The sequence below is a fragment of the Microcoleus sp. B4-C1 genome (genome assembly GCF_036705285.1).
In the GTDB taxonomy this organism is placed as follows: Bacteria; Cyanobacteriota; Cyanobacteriia; order Cyanobacteriales; family Microcoleaceae; genus Microcoleus.
Window position 1 is genome coordinate 1 of sequence record NZ_JAUBUC010000037.1, and the last position, 18,454, is coordinate 18,454.

Below are 18,454 nucleotides of genomic sequence, written 5' to 3' on the forward strand. Positions count from 1 at the left end.
TTCTACTCCGTTCGACTTGCATGTGTTAAGCAGACCGCCAGCGTTCATCCTGAGCCAGGATCAAACTCTCCGTGTTGGATTGTTTTTTTGGCTTACGTCAAGTTCTTTCTACTCAGCTATAAAAGCTGGTTTTTTTCCCTTGACTTTTTTCTCGTTGTTTGCGATATTGAGTTCAGCTCTCGCTTTTACTCTCTATCTTAATTTTTTGACGAGGTTAATAGTGCTTTAAGCTTTCAAACTATTCTTTTTTCTAGGTTCAGTTTTCTACCTTTAGTTCGCGGTTGTTTGAACCGCTTCCCTTCTGGCGCTTTATTAATATACTTATTCCGCAAGGTGTTGTCAAGCGTTTTGTGAAAATATTTTTGAGGTTTTTTGGAACCTATACACACCAAGGGTTTGAGCTACTGATTTCCGATCCTGCCTCCGCTGGCTGACTCCTTTTTCCGGGAAGGGGTCTTTTTTTTGGGCAAGATTGGACTTTTGAGGGGAGTATCTACCGCGCATGGGTAGAATATCTCTACGTGTAGCTGTTTTATATATAGATGTTCGATCGCCCGCTTATGAAAAAACCTGCCGCTCGCCCTAGTGGCTTATTCATTACCTGCGCTTCACTGCTGCTGGCTTGCAGTCAGACGAACACTCCCCAAACCTCTACTACAGCATCTCCGGCGACTTCGCCATCTCCCGGTGCTTCCCCAGAGGGTTCGCCTGGGGGGAGTTCCAACACTATATCTATAGGTATTGGGGTGGCGCAAACTAGCAATGTGGCTTTGCTGGGTCAGGAACAGGTGGCTGGCGCAAAAATTGCTGAGAAGTATTTCAACGATAAGGGCGGTGTGGATGGGACGCCGATTAGACTGGTGTTCCAAGATACCGGTGGAGATGAACAAGGGACGATCAATGCTTTCAATACTCTGATCAATCAGGATCAGGTGGTTGGTATTGTAGGGCCAACTCTGTCACAGCAAGCTTTTAGTGCAAATCCGATCGCCGATCGAGCAAAAGTTCCCGTACTCGGCCCCTCCAACACGGCTAAAGGCATTCCCCAGATTGGCGATTATGTGGCCAGAGTCTCCGCGCCTGTCGCCGTGGTAGCACCAAATGCAGTTAAAGCCGCCCTCAAGCAAAATCCCAATATTAAGAAAGTAGCCGTGTTTTTTGCTCAGAATGATGCTTTTAGCAAATCTGAGACTGAAACTTTTCAGACAACGGTTAAAGATATGGGACTGGAATTGGCAACAGTCCAAAAATTCTTGACTACTGATACAGATTTCCAATCTCAAGCCACTAATGGGATAAATGTCAAGCCGGATTTAATCATTATTTCTGGGTTGGCCGCGGATGGAGGCAATTTAATTAAGCAATTGCGGGAGTTGGGTTACAAAGGCGTTATCATTGGGGGCAACGGTCTGAATACTTCTAATGTATTTCCTGTTTGCAAGGCTCTTTGCGATGGGGTTTTGATTGCCCAAGCCTACAGCCCGGAATACGAAAATGAAGTTAATAAGGCTTTTCGCGATGCTTATCGCGCTCAATTCAAGAAAGAACCGCCTCAGTTTAGCGCTCAGGCTTTTACTGGCGTACAAGTTTTTGTGGAGTCATTAAAGGCAATTAATGCTAAGTCTAAGGTTAGCGAAAAGCCGTTGTCCGAGTTGCGGACAAATTTGAATCAGCAGTTGCTGGTGGGCAAGTACGATACGCCTTTGGGGCAAATTTCTTTTACGCCTGAAGGTGAGATTAATCAGAAAGAGTTTTATGTGGCACGCATTAAGATGGAGGCTGATGGTAATAATGGTAAGTTTGAGTTTTTGAAATGAGGGCACGACACAGATTTTGACACGGATACACGGATGAGTTATTGAGTGTGAGTCTGAGGTTAACCCCGCTGCCCCCCAAGGGGGGAAGTCAGAAGTCAGAGTAAAAATTGTATGCTGTTGGTTTTTGAATGATTTAATGTTGATGCCGAATCTCTAACTGGTGATGGACTTAACTCTGTTTTTGCAACAATTTTTGAATGGTTTGTCGATCGGCAGCGTGTATGCTATTTTTGCCCTGGGATACACGCTGGTGTTTTCTATTCTCGGAATTATTAATTTTGCTCACGGTGCAGTATTTACTTTGGGTGCTTATTTCACCTATGCGCTGATGGGAGGTACTTTCGGTTTTAATGGGTTGTGGGCTAATGCTCGAATTCCCGTGCAGTTGCCTTTTGCTGTGGCGTTAATTTTGGGAAGTGTCATGGCTGGTTTGGTAGGAGTAATTGTTGAACGAATTGCTTTTTTACCTTTGCGCCGCCGACTCTCTGATCCTCTGCTGACGGTGGTTTCTAGTTTGGGTGTGGCAGTTGCGATCGCCAATATCATTCAATATCTTGTCGGTGCGGAAATTTACACTTTTCCTGCTAACACTTACGGCTATTTACCTGCAGCAATTAACTTCGGGACAGCGGATAAACCTATTCCGATTCGGACTGTTCAAATAGTGATTTTTGTGGTATCAGTTGCGATTGTGGCTGTCTTAACTTACTTAATAAATTTTACTAAATTTGGCAAAGCAATGCAGGCTGTGGCTGAAGATGCTACTACTTCTAGTCTGTTGGGTATTGATACTGATAGATACATTGTTTTGACGTTTTTTGTGAGCAGTTTTCTGGCTGGTTTGGCGGGAAGTTTGGTGGGTTCTAGTGTGAGTATTGCTGGGCCGTATTTTGGTATTGCTTTTGGTTTGAAGGGTTTGGCGGTGATTGTGCTGGGTGGGTTGGGGAGTATTCCTGGGGCGGTTTTGGGTGGGTTTATCATTGGTTTGGTGGAGGCTTTTGTACCTGGAGATTTTTCGGCTTATAAGGATGCTGTTGCTTTTGCTATATTGTTTATTATGCTATTGGTTAGACCGCAGGGTTTGTTTGGACGGCGTTTGATTCAGAAGGTGTAAGATAATTCGGCGATTGAAATCGCTTTTATTATAAACGAAGATGATTCGGCGATTGAAATCGCTTCTACACAAACGAAGTCCGCCTTCGCGGACTAAGAAATAAAGAAAGTTATGGCTACATTTTTTACTACTTACGGGTTTTTAATCGTTTCGATGTTGCTGGGTGCAATGTTGGGAATGTCGCTGTATTTGCCTTTAATGACTGGACAATTGTCTCTGGCTAGCCCTGGTTTTTATGCGTTGGGTGGGTATATTGCGGCGATTTTGTCTACGACGGTGTTTAAGACGACAGGGGGTTTGTTTCCTCTACCATTGCTGTTGGTGGAGATGATAATTGCAGGGGTTGTTTCGGGGTTGCTGGGGATTTTGGTGGGCATTCCGGCGCTGCGTTTGAGTGGGATTTATTTGGCGATCGCAACTATTGCTTTTGTGGAAATTTTGCGGGTTTTATCGCTGAATTTAGATATCACTGGGGGGGCTGTGGGCATTTTTGGGATTCCGCAACCGTTTGCCACGCCGATCAAGTATTTGTGGATTGTACTACCTTTACTGTTGGTAAGTATGGCGATTGTCTATCGGCTGGAACGGATTCGCGTGGGGCGGGCTTTTGCGGCGATTCGGGCTGATGAGTTGGCCGCAGATGCGATCGGCATTAACCCAACTTTTTATAAGGTTTTGGCTTTCACGTTAGGTGCTGTTTTAGCTGGTGTTGTGGGTGCTGTTAGTGCCCATTTTCTGAATACTTGGAACGCCCGTCAAGGTACTTTTGATGCTAGTATTATTTACTTGACTTCTGTGTTGATTGGTGGTGGCAGAACGTTTCTGGGAGCAGTTTTGGGTGGGATGGTGTTTACTGCTTTGCCGGAGGTTTTGAGGGGGATGGCGACTATTCAGGGATTGCCGATTTGGTTGGCACAATTTCTGCGGGATGGGCGGTTAATTATTTTTGGGTTGCTGATTGTTTTGGGGACGATATTTTTTCCGCAAGGTTTGGTGACGCCGGAGTTGTTGAAGAGGTGGAAGAAGGGCGATCGCAATTCTGTTTAAGGGATTATATTATTCGCAGCTAAGTTTACTCACTGCGGCTGAGAAGAAAGTTTAATCGAGAAAGAGTAAGGTGTATCTCCTCCCCTTTTTGACAAGAGAACGATATAATTTCCACTGGCTAGATTCTTTTCAATCTTTCCTGGCTGGGAACGAGTAGCAGTTGCTTCAGTTATTTCATTACCTGGCAAGCCATTACCATTATCTGTATAGAGCGTTATCTGGGTTTCATTTTGTACCTGGTCGAGATACAGACTTACCCCACCAGGATTACCTATACTGAATCGATAATACTGTTTTCGCTTATCTTTATTTAGAGCAGATGGATCAGTTTTTTTCTCATTTCCTAATGAACCGAAATCATTAATTTTTTTGGTGTAGTTACTGCCAGTGATTCTGTATTTTGTGTCTTCTATTCTACGCTTAACTTCAACAATATATTTCCCGCTGCCTAGAATTTTTTCAATTTCTACTGGTTTATAAAGAGTAGCAGTTGCTTCAGTTATTTCATTACCTGGTAAGCCATTACCATTATCTGTATAGAGCGTTATCAGAGCTTCATTTTCGACCTCATCTAGGTACAAGCTAATATTGCTCGGATTACCTAAAGTAAAATAATATCGCTCTTTCTCGTTTTGGGAACTCAAATTACCTTTGACACTCGTGGTAAGTAGATCATTGTTGATGGTCGGTGCAGGTGGTGGTTTCGGTGTAGAAGAGTTAGATGATCCAGTGGAAGTAGGCTGGGGAAAAGATGGGACGCTTTGAACTTCAGGTTGACCTGATGGGTCAAAACGAATAATCCTGACTATACTTGGATCGGTTTCTAGATTGATATTAAAGTTTTGAGATGGATAGCCTGATTTACTTAAGTTGACACGAACCTCTCCTTTACTCGGAATTCGCACTTTGGCATAACCATTACTATCAGTATGTTCAACTACTGGCGGTCCTTGAGCAATGACCTGAATTTTTACTCCGGCCAAGGATTCTCCGATGCTCGTTTGTGTAATGAGTTCAACTTCTTTCTGTGTTACACCGCATACTTTTGAGTCCGAGATGATCTTACATCTAATCTCTGGAACAGTCGCACCAACACTAATAGCTGCGATGATAATACCTAAAATAGATAAAATATGATTATACTTCATTGGAGGTTTATTTTCATCTAATTTTTCATCCCAGTCAGGGATAACTAATTCTTCATCCCAGTCAGAGTCAACTACTTTTTTTTTAAGATGCGGCTAAAGGTCGGAAATACCTGTTGCAAGATACTTTCTGTACCTAGTTCAATTTCGTAGGAGATGAAGGGTGGCAGTAGAGGAAGTGTAGCTTTCAGCTTTCCCGCAGCCGATTTTTCTGGTTCATTTAGTTTGTTCCTAATTTCAGTTAATAGTTGGATCGCTTCCTGAGAGTAGCCAGCGATACTACTTTGCTGAATCTGCTCGACAATCTGTAAAACTTCTATAATGGCGCAATTTGCATCCGTTTCATTAATCTCGAATGAATTTGCATTTAGAGCTAAAAGTTGCCAGTATTCCTTCTCATGGTTACGAATTTCTGGTAAAACTTGTCTGGAAATTGTTTGTTTAATAGTATTTCTTTCTGCTGCACTGCTAGTATAAGCAAGTTGCTTTTGTAAATTACCCAGAGTTTCGTATGAGGAATCCAAGATTACCTCTAGATCATCTAACCTTCGACGTGGTATCATGACTTATATAACTCCTTTGGTTGATTGAGGCGCTCGCCCAAAATCTATAATATAATTTAGAAGTGCGATCGCCACTCGCAAAATAGTAAAGCTCTATCGCTCGCCGTTGATGAGCGGGATTGGATGTGCAGCCACTTCCTCCAGCAAACCTGCTTTTTATCCTTTTCCACATCATAGACCGATCGCTCAAAACTGAAAAGAGAAAAAAGACGGAAAAAGACGGGTATTTCTAAAATCGCTATGCAAGGCGGAAAAAGACTGATAAAGACGGATAAAGTCGGGTATACTAACTAGAGTTTTCTGACACCCCTACTGATGGACACTGCCCATACCTTGCAATTTGTAGATGAAGTGGTCTGCGCGAAGACTGGCAAACATCTCAATGACTTGCAGCGCGGAATTATCGAGGGAATACTGAAGCGACAAAAGTATTCTGATATTGCATATACTTATGGCTGTACGGCGGGTCATGCTAAGGATGTAGGTTACAAGCTTTTGCATATGTTATCTGATGTTTTCGGCGAATCAGTTGATAAACGTAATCTTAAATCTGTCCTAAAACGGCAATCAACTATAAAGATTGCTTTAAATAATAGTAATAATATTGAGGGTGATAGCAACACAATTAACTATATCAATGGTTGCTCAGAACTACCCACTCCTACCCCAGATAAAAGTCAGCCTCCGACTCCCGACTACCAGGATGGCACGAATCAAGTTAAAATTGAAATGGTTGGTAAATTACGACTGTTGGGATTGAAGGATGAGCAAATTGCAGGGGTGCTAGGGCTGACCTTGGAGGTGGTGAAGCAGATAGATTGATAATAGCTTTTAGTTGTTTAAAACACACATCCTCTGTCAGGAGGTATAAGTTTTATGTTTGCAGTTGTCACGCCAGAAAAAATTCATTTGCCGCCAGGAACAGTGATTAAATTGCCTGGTACTTGGCAGGATTACCAAGCACTTGTAGCACAATTGGGCGATCGTCAGATTCCGCGCATCAAATATCGACCAGGAGAGATTTTGTTAATGTCCCCTTTACCAGTACACGGAAAACAAGCTCATATTATTGCAATGGTGGCAATGGTTTTGCTAGATTACTTGGGGCGAGATTATGAAGCTTTTACACCAATTACGATGGATTTGCCGGAGGTAAGAGGAATTGAACCAGATTATTGTTTTTATATCGATAATTGTGCGACAATTATTGGTAAAGATCGGATTGCTTGGGGTGTTGAACCGCCGCCCGATCTAGTAATCGAAGTAGACGTAACTAGCTACACGGATTTAGATGATTACTTGCCTTATCAAGTGCCTGAAGTGTGGCTGTTTAAGAAAAATAAGCTCAGAATTTACGACTTGCAAAACGATCGATATGTCGAAAGTTCAGTTAGCCGTTATTTTCCCAATTTTAATGTATCAGAAATTGTGGAGGAATGCTGGCAAATGTCGCGCGATCGCCCTACAAGTGCTGTAATTCGGGAGTTGCGGCAAAAAATTGAAAGGGAAAACGGTTGAATCATATCGTGTTCGGTGAATTGACCATAATTCCTGTAGGGGCAGGTTCACCAACAATAATTGCCTAAAACCCACAATTCTGATAAACCTGCCCCCGCCCAAGGATTACAAACAACTTTGATTGTGGCTAATTAAACAAACATCATATTCTGCCAAATCTTAATACTTTTGTCACTGCTGCCGCTAGCCAAAAACTCTCCTTCCGGGCTAAAATTAACAGAATATACCGAGTTAGTGTGACCCGCAATATTGCAAATTTCTTGACCGTCTTTCACTCGCCAAATCTTGATAGTTTGATTGCTGCTGCTAGCCAGAATCTCGCCATCGGGACTAAAAGCAATAGAATCAACATACCAAGAATGTCCTGTGATAGTTAAAACTTCTTGCCAATCTTTGACCCACCAAATTTTAATAGTATTGTCATGGCTACCGCTAGCCAAAAACTCTCCATTTGGACTAAAAGCTATGCAGCGAACGGAGTCTGTATGACCTGTAAGTGTGCGAATTAGCTTCCCATCTGTGACGCGCCAAATCTTGATTGTTCTGTCCCAACTGCAACTAGCAAGAGTTTCGCCATCCGGGCTAAAAGCAACAAAATAAACTAAATTAGTGTGACCCGCAAGGGTGCGAATTTCTTGCCCGTCTTTGATGCGCCAAATCTTGATTGTTTGGTCCCAACTGCTGCTAGCAATAATTTCGCCATCGGGACTGAAAGCTGCGCTGTAAACTGAGTTAATGTGACCGATCAGAGTGCGAATTTCTTGTCCATCTTTCATCCGCCAAAGTTTGACAGTTTTGTCGTGGCTGCTGCTGGCTAGCATCTGTCCGTCCGGGCTGAAAGCTACTGTATAAACCGAATTGGCGTGTCCTGTGAGGGTGACAATTTCTTGCCCGTCTTCTACTCGCCACAGCTTGATTGTTTTGTCATCGCTGCCGCTGGCTACAACTTCTCCGTTGGGGCTGAAAGCCACAGAGTAAATTAAGTTTTTGTGACCTGTTAGGGTGTGAAGACATTGCCAGTTATAGGTTTGCTGTTGGGGCTGGGCGGGAGTTTTTCCGGGTTTAACTAACTTGGAACTTGTTTTAGGAATTGCTAGATCGATCGCAACTTGGGGATTGATTTCTTTTAATACTTCAACAGCCGTTTGATAGCGGCGGTTGGTAGCATTGGCAATCATTTTGTCTAAAACTTTCCCTAGTTCTTCACTGACTGGGTTGTTTGCCAAATACTGACGCCATATCCAGGCATCTTCACCAGGATCGAACAGGTCAAAAGGGGAAACTTGAGTTAGCAAATACAAACAAGTTACGCCTAAACTGTACAAATCGCTGGTAAAAAATGCTTTGCCTCTAGCTTGTTCGGGGGCGATGTATTCGGGGCTGCCGATGCTGGTTCCTGTTTTAAGTAATGCTGTACCTGTGGCAATTTTGGCGGCGCCAAAGTCTACTAAAACTAATTGTTTGTCTGCGCGGCGGATGATGTTTCCTGGTTTGATGTCTCGGTGAATAACGTTGTGGGAATGGATGAAGTGAAGGACGGGTAATAAGCTATTAAGTAAGTCTTGAATTTGATTTTCGCTAAATCTGCCTTCTGTTTCTACAAGTTGTGCTAAATTTTGCCCGTCGATAAATTCTTGGACTACATATTGTCGGCCGTCTTGGATGGAATAGGCTAAGAGTTCGGGAATTTGGGGGTGTTTTCCCAACTCGTCTAATCGCATTGCTTCTTGTTCAAAAAGTTCGGCTGCTTTTTTGCTGTTGCGATTGCTTGCTGAGGGGATGAGTTGGGTTTCTGCGGGTAAAAATTGTTTGATGACGCAGCGAGGTTTTGAGGGTTTGTCTTCGTCAACCGCGAGGAATGTTCTACCAAAACCGCCTTGTCCGATCGCCTTTATAGCCCGGTAGCGATCGCGCAGCAGCAGTTTTGAACGGCAATTTCGGCAAATTTTGGCTGCGGGAGGGTTTTGTGGCTTGGAACAGTTGGGGTTTAGGCAGTAACTCATTCGATTTTAGATTGCGGATTTTTGATTTTTGATTTTAACTTTTTGAATATTTCCACAGCGCAGTAGATATTATACCTCATTAGCTTTTTAAGAACGGGCTAGAAGCCCATTCCACAAGAAATTCACTCTTTGTGGAACGGGCTTCTAGCCCGTTAAGCGAGAATGGTGATCTGGGCGTGAGTTCCGGGATACCTTACTATATATGCCAGTTGCGTCAGTTCTGTTTTAGAAGTTCCACATAACGGGGTTATCGTCTAAATGGTCGGTGACTGTTCGCCCGATCGCGTCAATTTCTTTTAATTCCTCTTCACTCAATTTTACCTCAGCAGCTTTAGCATTTTCGGCTGCTTGTTCCCCGTCGCGCGCGCCGACAATCGCATTTGTTTGCGGCTGGGAAATCAACCAGGCTAAAGCTAAGTTGCCCAAGCTTATCTGGTGGCGATCGGCAATTGGCCTGAGTTGATTTAATGCTGTTTGCACTCGGTCGTAATTTTCTTTGATGAACAGCTTATTTTTGGCGCGGTGGTCGCCTTCTTCAAACTTGTGTTCTGGCCCGAATTTACCTGTCAATATTCCTTGAGCTAGAGATGAATAGGCAATGATGGAGATATGATTGTCCACACAATAGGACATCGCATCTTTTTCTACCCAGCGCCAAAACAGAGAATAGGGCGGTTGCAGGCTGTCAATGCGTCCGTATTGGGCGGCTTCTTCTATTTGGGCGCGGGAGAAGTTGGAAACGCCGATCGCCCGAATTTTTCCCTGTTCTTTTAACTTGTTCAGGGCGTTCATTGTGTCTGCAATTGGCACTAACTCGGAATTCCAAGTGCCGGCGGGCCAGTGGATTTGATAAAGGTCGATATAATCGGTGTTGAGGTTTTTTAGCGATCGATCGCATGCTTCGATTAACAAATCGGGTTTCAGGTGGTTGGCGAAAACTTTGCTAGCATAAACTACTTGCGATCGCACATCTGAAAGTGCTTGACCGATAATTTGTTCCGAATGCCCTTCTCCATAAACCTCAGCCGTATCAAAGGTGGTAATACCTGCCTCAAAAGCCGCGCGCATTGCTTTGACAGTTTCAGCATCCTCAATTCCCACCCACATCCGCTTCCCAGCTTGCCAAGTCCCCATAATTATCGGGGTAATCTGAATTTGTGATGTCCCCAATTGTCGCTTTTGCATACCCTAAGTCCTCATTTATATTTTTAGTATTCACCCTCAAGCTCTCTAATCTTAACAGAAAAAAGTTGGGTAGTCTCCACAGTAATGCTATCGTTTTATTTTGCAATAAATAGTGATATACACAGTTAAAAATTAAAAAGGGGAGAATCTCACTTTTGCAGCTAAGGAATGAGAATTAAATAACTTCCACTCTTGAAAGTGGGATGGGCGGGACGCCCATCCCACAATCACAATTAAAATTGTAAGTTATTTAATTCGCGATCCTAAGCTAGAAATTGGAGTTAGGAGTCAGGAGCCAGTAGTAAAAAAGTCAGAAGTCAGAAGTCAGAAGCCCGAAGAAGTGTTTTTACAAATATGAGATGCTCCCCTTATGGTAGTCTAAAACTACCTTGTAAAGCAATAATTTAATCCTCTAAAATCACTTCTGCATCTTGTGTTGCTTGAGAACTTTAGCGGGGCTGATAAATGAAATGCCCTGAGAAGAAGAGGTACTAATCATGACAGCTTCAATGACAGGCTCATAAACCGTTTTTTCTGCAACCCACTCCACAATAAAGTTTGCACCTGATCCTCCACTTGTATCATCGGCTGCAATAAAAAATTCTGTGGAAGCAAGCGGTTTGAGTTCTACTGGACTCTTAATGTCGTGCCTAATCAATTTCCCATCACTATCGTAGTAACGCACCGAAGTAATAATAATCGAATTTGTCAGATCCGTATTGCGGATACTGAGCGTGGCTGACAAATTCATGACTTGATCCTTGCTATTGTAGTGATAAATATGTGAGTAAATAGGGACATATACGGTTTGTCCCATCACAACTTTTGTTTTATCTAACGGGACTGCTTTCAGTGAAATTTCACGTTTTATATCGGGTTGTTGTCTTGGTGAGGTAGTTTGGTCCCAGCAAGAGCTCAGGACGATCGCCCCTAGCGCCCAACCAACCCAAAAATCATGTTTCAGCTTCATCGGCATTCATCCAAATACATCACATACATTGCAGTTACGTCTAAAGCAGAAAGCAGAGTGCACCTTCTCTCTCGTTTGAGGCGGTTTAGTGATAAGGTTTGAGGGGCAGTTCAACCTGGAACGTTGAGCCTTTGCCCACTGCACTCGTCACCTGTATTTGTCCGCTGTGTGCCTTGACAATTTGTTGGACGATCGCCAACCCCAGCCCAAAGCCTCCACTCTCCTGCGAGCGATCGGTGTCTACTCGATAGAAGCGATCGAAAATATAGGGTAAGTCCGCTTCTGGAATACCGATTCCCGTATCGATTATCTGAATGACTGCCAAATTGGAATGAAGAACTAGGCGTATCTTTACAGTTCCGCCAACGGGAGTATATTTACAGGCATTGTAAAGCAAGTTTTCGACTACTTGCCGTAGCAAATCAGGATCGGCCAACAATTCAATCCGTTGTTCCGGTGATTCGCAGGTTAGTTTGATATTTTGGACTTCTGCAAGTGCGAGAAACTGGGTTGCTAAATTGCTGAGGAACTCGTTGAGATTGATTAACCTGAGCGATTCGGGCGCAAGTCGCCCTTGATGACGAGCCAACAGCAGTAAATTATTCACCAAGGCTCCCATGGATTTTGCGCTATCTACAATGTTTTCTAAGGGAGGATGGTAACGTGTATCATCAGCCGCGATCAGCAACCCAAGCTGGGCATTAGTGAGAATGGCAGACAGGGGCGATCGCAACTCGTGAGAGGCATCGGCTGTAAAGCGCTGAAGCTGCTGATAGGCTTGCCGAATCGGTTGCATGGCCAGCCCACTGAGAAACCAACCTGTGATGGCAATTAAGCCCAGTGTCAGCGGGACAGCGAGAGTTAGCACAATCTGAAGCTCAGTGAGCCTGTTTTGAGTTTCTGTCAGGGGAGTTGCAACCTGAAGATAACCGAGTACCCCTGTTCTACCTTCAACGGGTAATGTCACCTGACGCAGCCAGATTCCTTTTCCCAAAAGTGGATCGGTCGATCGAACTGTGAGATAACCAAAAGGCGTATTTAACTGCTGGGGAGGAGAATTCCCAAAAAAACGAACTAACCGCCCTTGTGCGTTATACCAGCGCACGTAAATCAGATATTCAGCAAGGGGATGGGAACCACTGCCTAACAAGGAAACATGACTCAGATCGACCTGGTTCTGGTTTTGGCGAACTTCATAATGTACGCTGGCAGCCATGACTCTAGTTTTGTCATAGAGCAGTCGATCGAGCGCCTCTAGTTTATCTTTTACCTCAATCTGATAAATCGCCCCAGCAAACAGCACGAGAATGCTTCCCATGGAGAGGGTGAACCAACGAGCCAGATTGCGACGACTTTGATTAAACACGACTTGCCTTTACGATCTTTACTTGAGAGGGGAAGTGAGGCGATAACCCATACCGTAAATGCTCTCAATCCAGTCTGCCGATCCTACAGCCTGCAAGCGTTGGCGGAGTTTGCGAATTAGAACAGTGATCGCATTGCTCTCTGGTTCAGTCCCCCATTCCCACACACCTTGTTCAATCTGATTCCGAGTCAAAACTTGCCGGGGATGACGCATAAAATACTCCAACAACTGAAACTCGCGACTGGAGAGGGAAACGGTTGCACCTTGTCGCTCAACAGTAAGAGTATCGAGGTGGAGGTGCAGATCCTCAAGGCTGAGCGTATCTCCTTGCCAAAGGGGCGATCGCCGTCTTAATGCCCGCACTCGTGCCATGAATTCAACCAAGTCGATCGGTTTCACCAGGTAATCATCTGCACCTGCGTCTAACCCGGTCACTTTTTCCGGCGTGGTATCTCTTGCCGTAATCATCAAAATCGGCGCTGTTTTCCCTGCCGATCGATATTGACGACAGAGATTTACCCCACTGATATGTGGCAACATCCAGTCCAAAATCAACAAATCATATTCTTTTTCTGACAACAGCCACTGTGCCGTCTTTCCATCTTTTACCCCATCCACGCTATGTCCTGCTTGAGACAGCACTGTTTGAAGCGGCATCAGTTGCTTTGGGTCGTCCTCCACCAGCAAAACTCTCATATTTTTCTTTAATTGGGCATATCGAACTGAAACATTTGACGCATCGTCCTTGAGTAGGATTTCAGCAGACCGCTAACTCCACTAAAGTGCAAATATAGCAATCCTAAATCATTGGTGAATTTCTTACTCCCTCCCCTTGGCAAGGGGAGGGTTGGGGTGGGGTAAAAATTTATGTGGCAGGTTACTAAACGTTGGCTAAAAGCATCAGGCGCAGAGTTTTGGTTGCCATTGCCGTTTGTGGCGATCGCGTTTTGGATCGGTTCCAGTTTCCTAATGGCTCAAGAATTACAACAACCCCAGATAGTAAAGAATAAACTTCAGGCAGATACCCAGCTTAAAGCAACGGTGTCTGTCAATATATTGCTGATCAACGCGGTGATTAACCGAAAACAAGGAACCACCCAGGTTGCGGTAGAAACAGCAGAACCCATTTTGAAGCGATTGGAATTAGAATTGCCAATGACTGACGCAACCCAGATAGAGGCAGCGATCGCGCAAGAACTCCAGTTATCACGTCAAAATGTTCGCCAGTTAGTCCGTTACGAAATTGTTGAATAAGTTTAGTGTTTCAATATTGCGATCGCATCCAGTCAAATAAGGTTGTTAAATTTATAGGTTTCCTCGCTGCGATCGAGCAATTTTTTAAGTGGCAAGAAGCGCCAAATACTCTTGCCACTTCACTGTTAAGAACTACTGAGTGACGATTTCGTTATTGATGGAAACATTCGGTGCACTTTGCCGAGCAATTTGTTCTGCCAATGCTTTTTGTTCGGCCGTTTGAACGCGCCCTGTTAACACAATCGAATTATCCCGATCGTCTGCGTCCAAATCGAATTGCTTGAGGGTGGCATCGGAGTCTAAAGCATCTTCTACGCGATCGGCAATATCGTCAATGTCTTGATTTTGAGGCGTCTGTGCAGTCGTGGTTGCAGGCGCTGGAGTGGTTGGAACAGTCGTATTTCCAGTGGCAGTTGTGGGAGCAGAAGTAGATGGAACAGTTGTCTGTGGAGTATTGGGGGAGGTGCAAGCACCTAAACCCAAAATAGCAACAGTGCTGACGCTGATTCCTTGCACCAATAGCTTTAATAATTGCATATTCTTTGTTTGTTTTGTTTGTTGTGAAACGCAATTTTGCCGATAAACCTCAGCATGAAGTCTTTGAGGATTTGAACTCAATATAGCCTTTCGAGCTCTCCTATGAGGTACTCATGGGCATAGGCCTCCGTGGGCATAGGGCATACCTCACTTTTTTGAGAACTTGTATAAGTAAATGTACCATAGTTCATCCATCAAAAGTAATGCTTTTTACAACCCTTTTAATAAAAGGTAACAATAAATCAAATCGAGTGAACTAAGGTTGGCAAGTTTATAAGTTATCTTAATCGGTTCTCTGCCTAAGTATAGGGAGCAAATGTGATCCAAATGTGAGTAACAGAAATCAGTCGCTCACTTTTCCCTCACTTTCATCAATGACGCTAGAAACAAGACGAAATAACAAAGAAGCAGTTGGCTTGACAAGAAACGTTATGACTGCAACCAATGTAGAAAAATTAGTAGAACACTCTTGGCATCACATTTCTGTCGAGAAAGTAGCTCGGATTTTAGAGACTGACCTGGAAATAGGTCTATCTTCCGACGTGTCAGCCGAACGGCGCAAGATCCTCGGTCCCAATCAACTAACGGCTCAGAAGCAGCAAAGTGCCTGGTTGCGATTTTTTCAGCAACTGAATCAGCCACTAATCTACATTTTGTTAGCTGCTGGGATAGTAACAGCATTTCTGAAAGAGTGGATTGATTCAGGGGTAATTTTGGGGGTTGCTCTGACGAACGCCACCATTGGTTTCGTTCAAGAGTCAAAGGCAGAGAATGCGATCGCCGCTTTAGCAAAATCTGTTGCAACTGAGGCAACCATTCTCCGCAACGGTCAAAAGCAAGTGGTTTCATCCAGCGAACTGGTTCCTGGCGATCTCGTCTTGCTGTCTTCTGGGGATAAAGTGTCTGCGGATCTGCGGCTGATCGAAGTCCGTGACTTACAAGTCGATGAGTCAGCGTTAACGGGAGAATCTGTCCCGGTTCAGAAGCAATCCCAGGCGCTAGAGGCAGACGCTGCACTGGCCGATCGCACGAACATGGCGTATACAGGAAGCCTGGTAACGTTTGGACAAGGACGCGGACTCGTCGTCAGCATTGGTGAGATGACCGAGACGGGACACATTTCCCAACTCATGCAGCAAAGTACCACACTGGAAACCCCGCTGAGTCGCAAAATTGACAAATTTAGCAAAACCTTGCTCTATGTCATTTTAGGTTTGGCTGCCTTCACCTTTGCTGCAGGCATTGCCCAGAGATTTTCTTGGGTTGAGGTATTCAAGGCATCTGTGGCGCTTGCCGTCAGCGCAATTCCTGAAGGCTTACCGGCGATTTTAACGGTGACACTGGCGATCGGGGTTTCCCAAATGGCAAAGCAGCACGCCATTATTCGCAAACTTCCGGCAATTGAGACGCTGGGGAGCACCACCGTGATTTGTTCCGACAAAACTGGAACCTTGACTGAGAATCAAATGACAGTTCAAGAGATTGATGCCGGTGGAAAGCGATATCGGGTTAGCGGTGGAGGATATGCACCAGACGGGGAAATTTCTGTAAATGGACATTCCGTTGACTTGAGAAACGCACCTGCCTTATATGAATGCCTGCAAGCAGGACTTTTGTGCAACGATTCCCATCTAGAAGTGCAAGATGGAAACTGGACTGTAGTCGGTAGTCCAACGGAAGGGGCGCTGGTTGCGGTAGCCCACAAAGCGGGGTTAATTACTGAGAAACTGGAGGAAGCGTTTTCCCGGCTCGATACACTGCCGTTTGAATCTCAGTTTCAATACATGGCAACCTTGCATGACGATCGCCCACAACGGTTGATTTATGTCAAGGGTTCGATCGAGGCAATTCTCCAGCGGTGTCACCAGATGCTCGATGAAGAGGGAAAGCCGAGATCCCTCAACGCCGCGCCGATCGAGCAAACTGTGGACAGAATGGCGAAAAAAGGGCTACGAGTTCTGGCACTTGCCAAGAAAGTTGTACCCGCTTCTCAATCTTCAATTGAGCATTCTGATATTGAACAAGGATTAACTTTTCTGGGGCTGCAAGGCATGATCGACCCGCCTCGCCCCGAAGCGATTCAAGCGATTCAAGCCTGTCGATCTGCGGGAATTCAGGTCAAGATGATTACGGGCGATCATGCCAAAACAGCAGCAGCGATCGCGCACCAAATGGGACTAAATCAAACCCAAGAGGCTCCCGTTTTTACGGGTCAAGAACTCGCTCAAATGAATCAGCAGCAATTCGCCAATGCTGTTGAACAAAGCTGCGTGTTTGCTCGTGTCGCACCAGAACAAAAGCTCCGCATTGTCGAAGCACTTCAGTCTAAGGGCGAGATTGTGGCGATGACTGGAGATGGAGTTAACGATGCTCCCGCCCTGAAGCAAGCTGACATTGGGATAGCGATGGGCATCACGGGCACCGAAGTTACAAAAGAAGCAGCGGATATGCTGTTGACAAACGACAACTTTGCTTCGATCGAGAAAGCAGTTGAGGAAGGGCGCACGGTTTATAAGAATCTGCTGCGGGCGATCGCCTTCATCCTGCCCGTGAATGGTGGAGAGTCCATGACCATCTTGATTGCCGTACTTTTGGCAACTCCACTACCCATTTTGCCAGTACAAATTCTCTGGCTGAATATGGTCAGTTCAGTTGCGTTGAGCTTACCGTTGGCATTTGAGCCGCCCTCTCCCAATGTCATGCAACAGCCGCCTCGACCGGCCAATGAACCGCTGCTGTCTCGCAGGCTGACCGCTCGGATTCTGACAGTTTCGGTATTTAACTGGATTGTGATCTTTGGGATGTTTGAATGGATCGTCCAAACCACAGGCAATGAAGCTCTAGCCCGGACAATGGCAATTCAAGCATTGGTAGCGGCCGAAGCTTTTTACCTATTAAGCATCAGTCGCTTCGTTCCGGCGATCGTCGCCAAACTACGCGGTAAAGATGAATCAGTTGGCTATGCGGTAGCGATCGGCATTGGGGCTATTTTCATTCTCCAATTCCTGTTTAGCCAATGGGGCATTATGAATCAGTTATTCAACACTGAAGCTTTGAACCCAATCCAAGGCTTAATTTGTATCGGATTCGGACTGCCAATGATTGCTTTGTCAGCTTTGCTAAAGCGTTTTGCACCTCTGAACTAAGTAGTTTTTGTGATGAGGTCATTCAAAGCGGCTTTACACACTACAGCAGTTCTCAATCTTGGTGAGGTATGCCCACGGATGCCTATGCCCACGGAGGCCTATGCCCGCTTATCAAGCGTACACCTCATGTTACTGAGAAAGGCTATATTTACCAATTTTGTAGCGTTGAATATCGAATATTTATCATGACTTCCCAAAATCTCAAACGTGCTAGCGGCCTATTTACTAATCATCGAAACGTAAAACAGGCGCTAGTTGAGCTAAAAAGTAGCGATTTCCCCATGCACAAAATTTCAGTGATTGCTCAACCTTCTAACAATAATGATTTGGACTCTCTGGGTGTGCACCAAATTGTAATCACAAGAGCAGCAGGCGCACAAGTAGGCGCGATATACGGCAGCATAGGACTAGGTTCACTAGCCTTAATTGTTGGACTCAGCAGCCTGCTAATTCCCGGTATTGGTCAGGCATTAGCAGTGGAAAGCATTTTAGCAACTTTCTTTGGAAGTGGGATTGCAGCAACTGCTGGCGGTCTATATGGCGCACTTCAAGGATGGTTGGTGCCAGAAGAACAAGCAAGAATTTACAATGACAGATTTAACCAGGGAGATTATTTGATCGTGATGGAGGCAAGAGAAAATGAGATCGTGATTGCTGAACCTGTCCTTAAACGTTGGGAGATTCTGACGTGGCGTGTCTCTGATGCTACATAAATTCAAGGTAATATAAGAAAGACAATTACCTTGCGGTTCCGCCTACAGCATAGTGAACCGTTTCCTGTAGACTAAA

General features: G+C 44.8%; 16 protein-coding genes and 1 rRNA gene. 8 read left to right on the forward strand and 9 right to left on the reverse strand.

Annotation, left to right across the window (positions count from 1 at the left end; all coding sequences use genetic code 11):
• Nucleotides 1–76: ribosomal RNA gene (locus QUB26_RS16295) — 16S ribosomal RNA — on the reverse strand; the annotation flags it as partial.
• Between the two features lie 484 nt (nt 77–560).
• Here QUB26_RS16295 and QUB26_RS16300 point away from each other — a divergent pair.
• The 3 genes from QUB26_RS16300 to QUB26_RS16310 all read left to right on the forward strand — a co-directional run bounded on the left by QUB26_RS16300 (nt 561) and on the right by QUB26_RS16310 (nt 3,978).
• On the forward strand, nt 561–1,817 hold the full coding sequence (locus QUB26_RS16300) for an ABC transporter substrate-binding protein (RefSeq protein WP_333318820.1): 1,257 nt from the start codon (nt 561–563) through the stop codon (nt 1,815–1,817).
• 163 nt (nt 1,818–1,980) lie between these two features.
• A complete protein-coding gene (locus QUB26_RS16305) occupies nt 1,981–2,931 on the forward strand; it encodes a branched-chain amino acid ABC transporter permease (protein ID WP_333297728.1) in 951 nt (316 codons plus the stop codon).
• A gap of 111 nt (nt 2,932–3,042) precedes the next feature.
• On the forward strand, nt 3,043–3,978 hold the full coding sequence (locus QUB26_RS16310) for a branched-chain amino acid ABC transporter permease (protein WP_333318823.1): 936 nt from the start codon (nt 3,043–3,045) through the stop codon (nt 3,976–3,978).
• A gap of 29 nt (nt 3,979–4,007) precedes the next feature.
• Here QUB26_RS16310 and QUB26_RS16315 read toward each other — a convergent pair whose 3' ends face one another.
• Nucleotides 4,008–5,126: a hypothetical protein gene (locus QUB26_RS16315; protein WP_333318825.1), complete on the reverse strand. Its 1,119-nt coding sequence runs from the start codon at nt 5,124–5,126 to the stop codon at nt 4,008–4,010.
• Between the two features lie 71 nt (nt 5,127–5,197).
• The gene (locus QUB26_RS16320) at nt 5,198–5,686 is read right to left on the reverse strand and encodes a hypothetical protein (RefSeq protein WP_333318828.1); all 489 of its coding nucleotides are present in this window, start codon (nt 5,684–5,686) and stop codon (nt 5,198–5,200) included.
• Nucleotides 5,687–6,001: 315 nt separating this feature from the next.
• Here QUB26_RS16320 and QUB26_RS16325 point away from each other — a divergent pair, with 315 nt between their 5' ends.
• On the forward strand, nt 6,002–6,508 hold the full coding sequence (locus QUB26_RS16325) for a hypothetical protein (protein ID WP_333318830.1): 507 nt from the start codon (nt 6,002–6,004) through the stop codon (nt 6,506–6,508).
• A 54-nt stretch (nt 6,509–6,562) separates the two neighbouring features.
• The gene (locus QUB26_RS16330) at nt 6,563–7,204 is read left to right on the forward strand and encodes a Uma2 family endonuclease (RefSeq protein WP_333318832.1); all 642 of its coding nucleotides are present in this window, start codon (nt 6,563–6,565) and stop codon (nt 7,202–7,204) included.
• Between the two features lie 131 nt (nt 7,205–7,335).
• Here the strand turns inward: QUB26_RS16330 and QUB26_RS16335 are convergent, their stop codons facing one another.
• The 5 genes from QUB26_RS16335 to rppA form a co-directional block, all read right to left on the reverse strand.
• Entirely contained in the window at nt 7,336–9,207 is a 1,872-nt protein-coding gene (locus tag QUB26_RS16335) for a serine/threonine-protein kinase (protein WP_333318833.1), read from the reverse strand.
• A 225-nt stretch (nt 9,208–9,432) separates the two neighbouring features.
• On the reverse strand, nt 9,433–10,392 hold the full coding sequence (locus QUB26_RS16340; protein ID WP_333318836.1) for an aldo/keto reductase: 960 nt from the start codon (nt 10,390–10,392) through the stop codon (nt 9,433–9,435).
• 418 nt (nt 10,393–10,810) lie between these two features.
• On the reverse strand, nt 10,811–11,362 hold the full coding sequence (locus QUB26_RS16345; RefSeq protein ID WP_333318838.1) for a DUF3124 domain-containing protein: 552 nt from the start codon (nt 11,360–11,362) through the stop codon (nt 10,811–10,813).
• An 85-nt stretch (nt 11,363–11,447) separates the two neighbouring features.
• Entirely contained in the window at nt 11,448–12,728 is a 1,281-nt protein-coding gene (locus tag QUB26_RS16350) for a HAMP domain-containing sensor histidine kinase (RefSeq protein WP_333318840.1), read from the reverse strand.
• A gap of 18 nt (nt 12,729–12,746) precedes the next feature.
• Nucleotides 12,747–13,424, reverse strand: coding sequence for a two-component system response regulator RppA (gene rppA, locus QUB26_RS16355; RefSeq protein WP_333243404.1), 678 nt, complete (start codon nt 13,422–13,424; stop codon nt 12,747–12,749).
• Between the two features lie 171 nt (nt 13,425–13,595).
• On the opposite strand from rppA, the gene QUB26_RS16360 reads away from it, so the two are divergent.
• Nucleotides 13,596–13,982 (forward strand): hypothetical protein, encoded by a 387-nt coding sequence (locus QUB26_RS16360; protein ID WP_333243401.1) that lies wholly within the window; start codon nt 13,596–13,598, stop codon nt 13,980–13,982.
• 132 nt (nt 13,983–14,114) lie between these two features.
• On the opposite strand, the gene QUB26_RS16365 is transcribed toward QUB26_RS16360, so the two are convergent.
• Nucleotides 14,115–14,519 (reverse strand): BON domain-containing protein, encoded by a 405-nt coding sequence (locus tag QUB26_RS16365; RefSeq protein WP_333318843.1) that lies wholly within the window; start codon nt 14,517–14,519, stop codon nt 14,115–14,117.
• A gap of 431 nt (nt 14,520–14,950) precedes the next feature.
• On the opposite strand from QUB26_RS16365, the gene QUB26_RS16370 reads away from it, so the two are divergent.
• On the forward strand, nt 14,951–17,665 hold the full coding sequence (locus QUB26_RS16370) for a cation-transporting P-type ATPase (RefSeq protein WP_333318845.1): 2,715 nt from the start codon (nt 14,951–14,953) through the stop codon (nt 17,663–17,665).
• Between the two features lie 68 nt (nt 17,666–17,733).
• Nucleotides 17,734–18,378 carry a hypothetical protein gene (locus tag QUB26_RS16375; protein WP_333302714.1) on the forward strand — a complete coding sequence of 215 codons (645 nt, stop codon included), beginning with the start codon at nt 17,734–17,736 and terminating at the stop codon, nt 18,376–18,378.
• Nucleotides 18,379–18,454: the final 76 nt, after the last annotated feature.